At 68.6% G+C, this 3,167-nt stretch carries 3 protein-coding genes and 1 pseudogene; all 4 read left to right on the top strand.

Annotation, left to right across the window (positions count from 1 at the left end):
- Positions 1-234: 234 nt before the first annotated feature.
- Entirely contained in the window at positions 235-1,062 is an 828-nt protein-coding gene (tsf, locus tag LQV45_RS22665) for a translation elongation factor Ts (protein WP_138172394.1), read from the top strand.
- 115 nt (positions 1,063-1,177) lie between these two features.
- Positions 1,178-1,897: a UMP kinase gene (gene pyrH, locus LQV45_RS22660; RefSeq protein WP_230008928.1), complete on the top strand. Its 720-nt coding sequence runs from the start codon at positions 1,178-1,180 to the stop codon at positions 1,895-1,897.
- Between the two features lie 74 nt (positions 1,898-1,971).
- A complete protein-coding gene (frr, locus tag LQV45_RS22655; RefSeq protein ID WP_138172392.1) occupies positions 1,972-2,526 on the top strand; it encodes a ribosome recycling factor in 555 nt (184 codons plus the stop codon).
- A gap of 3 nt (positions 2,527-2,529) precedes the next feature.
- A pseudogene (locus tag LQV45_RS22650) lies at positions 2,530-3,167 on the top strand (phosphatidate cytidylyltransferase); the annotation flags it as partial.

Here is a 3,167-nt window from a genome sequence, read left to right as displayed (position 1 = left end):
GCTGACGACGCCGCCGGCGCCGAGGCCCACGACGAGGCCGTCGCCGACGCGTCGGGCGAAGAGACCGCCGAGGTCGCCGACGCCGAGGCCACCGACAGCAAGTAAGCCCGCCGTCGCTCACCGCGGCGTCACCCGCACAGGCTACGATCCGGCGGGGTCGTGACCGCGCCCCAGGGCGCTCACGGCCCCGCCGAGCTCACATCAGAACGCACAACGACAAGGAGACGCCACACCATGGCAAACTTCACGATCGCCGACATCAAGGCTCTGCGCGAGCAGCTCGGCACCGGCATGGTCGACACCAAGAAGGCGCTCGAAGAGGCCGACGGCGACGTCGAGAAGGCCGTCGAGATCCTGCGCCTGAAGGGCGCGAAGGGCAACGCCAAGCGCGCCGACCGCTCCACGAGCGAGGGCCTTGTCACCGCCCGTGAGACCGAGGGTGCCGTCACGCTCCTCGAGCTCGCCTGCGAGACCGACTTCGTCGCGAAGAACGACCGCTTCATCGCTCTCGCCGACAAGGTCGTGGCCGCTGCGGCCGCCGCCGGTGCCGACTCGGTCGAGGCCGCCCTCGCCGCCGACGCCGACGGCCAGACCGTCGAGCAGCTCATCTCGGACGAGGCCGCCATCATCGGCGAGAAGGTCGAACTCCGTCGCGTCCGCACCATCCGCGGCGACAAGTTCGAGGTCTACCTGCACAAGACCAGCAAGGACCTCCCGCCCCAGGTCGGCGTCGTCCTCGCCTACACCGGCGACGACGCGGAGACCGCGCGCAGCATCGCGCAGCACATCTCCTTCGCCAACCCCTCGTTCCTCACCCGCGACGACGTGCCCGAGGCCGACGTCGAGAAGGAGCGCGAGATCGTCACCGAGATCTCCCGCAACGAGGGCAAGCCCGAGGCCGCCCTGCCGAAGATCGTCGAAGGCCGCGTCAACGCGTTCTTCAAGCAGGTCTCGCTGCTCGACCAGGACTACGCCAAGGACAACAAGCTGTCCGTCGCGAAGGTCGCCTCCGACGCCGGTCTCACCCTGACCGACTTCGCCCGCTTCAAGGTCGGCGCGTAAGCACCGATGACAAGGCCCGGGATGCCACGGCATCCCGGGCCTTTTCCCTGCGCGCGCGACGTATCGGTCGGCGTAGCGGGGGCAGTAGTTTGATCAAGACGAGAGGACACCCCACGTGATCGATGAAGCGACCAGACGACGCCGCGTACTGCTGAAACTCTCCGGTGAGGCCTTCGGGGGAGGACAGTTGGGAGTCAACCCCGACGTCGTCAGCCAGATCGCCCGTGAGATCGCCGAGGCGGTGGATCGCGTCGAGATCGCGATCGTCGTCGGCGGCGGCAACTTCTTCCGCGGGGCCGAGCTCAGCCAGCGCGGCATGGACCGCGGCCGCGCCGACTACATGGGTATGCTCGGCACGGTGATGAACTCCCTCGCCCTGCAGGACTTCCTCGAGCAGGCCGGTGCCGCCACGCGCGTGCAGTCGGCGATCTCGATGACCCAGGTCGCCGAGCCGTACATCCCGCGTCGCGCCGTGCGGCACATGGAGAAGGGGCGCGTCATCATCTTCGGCGCCGGTGCGGGCCTGCCGTACTTCTCCACCGATACCGTCGCCGCCCAGCGTGCCCTCGAGATCGGTGCGACCGAGGTGCTCGTCGCCAAGAACGGCGTCGACGGCGTGTACACGGCCGACCCGCGCGTGGACCCCTCGGCGACGAAGCTCGACCACCTCACCTACAACGACGCCCTCCAGAAGGGCCTCAAGGTCGTGGACTCGACCGCGTTCAGCCTCTGCATGGACAACGGCATGGACATGCGCGTGTTCGGGATGGAGCCCGCGGGCAACGTCACGCGTGCGCTGCTGGGCGAGACCATCGGCACTCTCGTCACTTCGTGACGCGCGGCGCGGGCCCGGGCTCCGGGCCCGCGCGCGGCTAGACTGATGAGTCAGTACCAACGAATGGAGTCACCGTGATCGCCGATGTCCTCGCCGATGCCGGAGCGCGCATGGACCGCGCCGTGGAGGCCGCGAAGGAGGACTTCGCGACCGTCCGCACCGGGCGCGCGAACCCCCAGATGTTCCAGAAGATCCTGGTCGACTATTACGGCTCGCCCACGCCTCTCGCGCAGCTGGCGTCGCTGAACAACCCCGAGGCCCGCACGCTCGTGGTCAACCCCTACGACAAGTCGGCGCTCAAGGCCATCGAGCAGGCGATCCGCGACATGCCGAACCTCGGCGTGAACCCCACCAACGACGGCAACATCGTGCGCGTCACGATGCCCGAGCTCACCGAGGACCGCCGCAAAGAGTACGTGAAGATCGTCCGGGGCAAGGGCGAGGATGCCAAGGTGCAGGTGCGCAACCTCCGCCGCAAGGCCAAGGACGACCTGGACGCGCTCAAGAGCGACGTCGGCGAAGACGAGCTCGTCCGCGCCGAGAAGGAGCTCGACGGTGTGACGCGGGCGCACGTCGACGCGATCGACGAGGCGCTCAAGCGCAAAGAGGCTGAACTGCTCGAGGTCTGAACCATGCCCCAGGCCCCCGACGCCGATGAGACGGCGCCCGACCTTCCCTCCCGCCGGAGGGGGGATTCGGCGCGCCGTGCGCCGGTCACCGGCGAAGGCGTGACCGCGATCGAATCGCAGCTGCGCGCGATGCGCACGGATGCCGAACAGCACATCGCGCATGCCCGGGCGGAGTTCGACCAGGCGAACGAACGCATCAAGCAGCGCACCGGCCGCGATCTGATCGTGGCCAGTCTCATCGGCGTGGCGATTGGCGTCGTGGTCGTCGCTTCGCTGATCTTCATAAAGGGGCTCTTCGCTCTCTTCGCGCTGGGGGCCATGGCTCTCGCGGTGTTCGAGTTCTCCCGCGCGCTGCAGGTCTCCGGCCGGCGAGTCGATGTCATCCCGCAACTCGCGGCGGGAGTGCTGCTCCTGGCGAGCGGCTTCTTCGTCGGGTTGTGGTTGCACTGGGTGGCGACGCTCGCCGCCGTCGCGATCGTCGTGGTCTGGCGGCTCACCGCACAGTTGCACGCCGGCGACGGACGGTCCCCCACGGACGTCGTGGCCGACGTGCTGGTCGGCGCGTTCGTGCAGCTCTACGTGCCGTTCCTGACCAGCATGGCCATGATCCTGCTGGCCCAGGACGGCGGGGAGTGGTGGGT

The sequence above is a fragment of the Microbacterium sp. Bi128 genome (assembly GCF_918698205.1).
Note: the sequence above shows the minus strand (reverse complement) of the source record. Positions and strands in the feature narration are given on the sequence as shown.

What these genes read in the sequence shown, in the direction of transcription:
- tsf (WP_138172394.1), top strand. Translation starts at nt 235, where the DNA reads ATGGCAAACTTCACGATCGCCGACATCAAGGCTCTGCGCGAGCAGCTC.